Origin of the sequence: Clostridium sp., assembly GCF_051650885.1 — a bacterium.
Classification (GTDB): Bacteria; Bacillota; Clostridia; order Clostridiales; family Clostridiaceae; genus Clostridium.
Genome location: NZ_JBOFRG010000191.1, coordinates 1 through 1,707 on the forward strand (window position 1 = coordinate 1; position 1,707 = coordinate 1,707).

The 1,707-nt window shown below is 36.1% G+C and carries 2 protein-coding genes; both read right to left on the reverse strand.

The annotated features are described in order from the left end of the window. Window positions 1-156: 156 nt before the first annotated feature. Window positions 157-507: a hypothetical protein gene (locus ACRC28_RS09395; RefSeq protein ID WP_438543191.1), complete on the reverse strand. Its 351-nt coding sequence runs from the start codon at window positions 505-507 to the stop codon at window positions 157-159. 218 nt (window positions 508-725) lie between these two features. Next, window positions 726-1,707, reverse strand: a 982-nt coding sequence (locus ACRC28_RS09400; RefSeq protein WP_438543192.1) for an RNase H-like domain-containing protein, incomplete at its 5' end; no start/stop codon positions are given.

Below are 1,707 nucleotides of genomic sequence, written 5' to 3' on the forward strand. Positions count from 1 at the left end.
CATACCATCCCGTTCTAGAACGGGAGACCACCACTAGTTTATCATAAAAAACTTAAGGGTTGAAATATAAATGTCAAGTTCTTTAATGATTAGTTCTTGCATGAGGGTAAAAATTATCATATTATAAATCGTACCAGGGTACGACACCCCTCCCCCTTATTTTGAAGAGTCAAACTTTACTCTTGATTTATTTAGCCGATAGAATTTGTTTCCTTTTTTTACGACGTACGCATCTGGATCAACGATTTCCTCAATAATATAGCCGGATTCCCAGTTGTTTTTAAACTTTCCCGATAACACATCTTTAAATATGAGAACATTGTCCCCTTTCTTTAATCGTTTCTTAATTTCTATTTTACCTTTTTCTATGGCTTTCTTATAGTTATCAAAGTTATAGTTCCTGTTGTTGATGAGTTGAGAAGCTGAAAGTGTGATGTCTTGTTGTTTAAGCTCAATGTCTATTGGGAATAATGGAACTTTCTTTTCTTTTAACATGTAAGGCGACATTCCAATACTCCTGTTATACGAGTAATTTAGTGCGTCCGTAGCGTTTTTAAGTTGTCTTTTCCAGCTTATCTCACCATAAGATGTTATTCTTTTTAGAATATTGATAAGTGATTGATTCGCACGCTCCACTGCCCCGACAGTTTCGTGATGTTCCGGTGAACTGAATTTCCACTCAATACCTTTACTCTCAGAAAACTTCGAACATCCTTGTTCGCAAATTAAAGCCCATTATCAGTTAGAATGATAGTTGGAATGCCATGCTTATCTATAATTAGCTTCTGAATGGCTTCTGTTATGACTGGACCTGTTTTATGGTTAATTATAGCCGTTTCGACCCATTTACTATAGTGATCAATTGCTATGAAAATGAAACTATTCCCTCCGGACTTGTCAGGTATCCTACCTATTAAATCCAATTCCCAAAGTTGATTTGGTCTCTCGGTCTTAATTACTCTGTTTTTAGTGTTTATAAGAGGGTAGCCAGATTTTAAACAGATCTCACATTTCTTGACGTACTCCTCGACATCTTTGTGGAGAGTTTTCCATTTGTACCTTTGATTAATCATGAATTTCATGGTATTTGGTTTTCCATGTCCCGAAAGCAAGTGATAAGATTCAATTATTTTCTGTTTATCTTCCAATGTCAATTCATCAACTCTTCTTTCCCCAAGTTGTGCTACTATTGGTTGTCTGCTGAAGCCATCCGCTCCATTTTCTTCGCCCTTTATGTAGGTGGGTATAAACGAAAATTCCTGCAATATCATAGCCCAGCGAAGCAACCTGCTGGTAGGATTTTTTGTCTCCCACATGTAAGTTAGGGCTTTATGGTCTGTTTTTAAGATAAATTCTTTTCCCAAGAGATAATTCCGATAATGACTAATACTTTTTACTACTGCTAATAATTCTTTGTCTGTCGTTGAATAATTCTTATGAGCCTTTTCGAGGCTTTTACTGTATGCACTAACGAACTTATCTTTTCCATCAGACCCTGTTTGTGAGAGTATTGCACCTATCCCATGTTCCGATGCATCAGTAGTGAGTATAAATGGCTTGCTAAAATCAGGCTTATATCTCAAAGTTTTCTCTGATAAGTGTCCTCTGAGTGTAGAAAATGCAATTTGACATTTGTTATCCATTTTGATTGTCTTAACGCTTCTTTTAGATTCACCTTTTAAAAGATCATATAACGGAGCCGCTGTT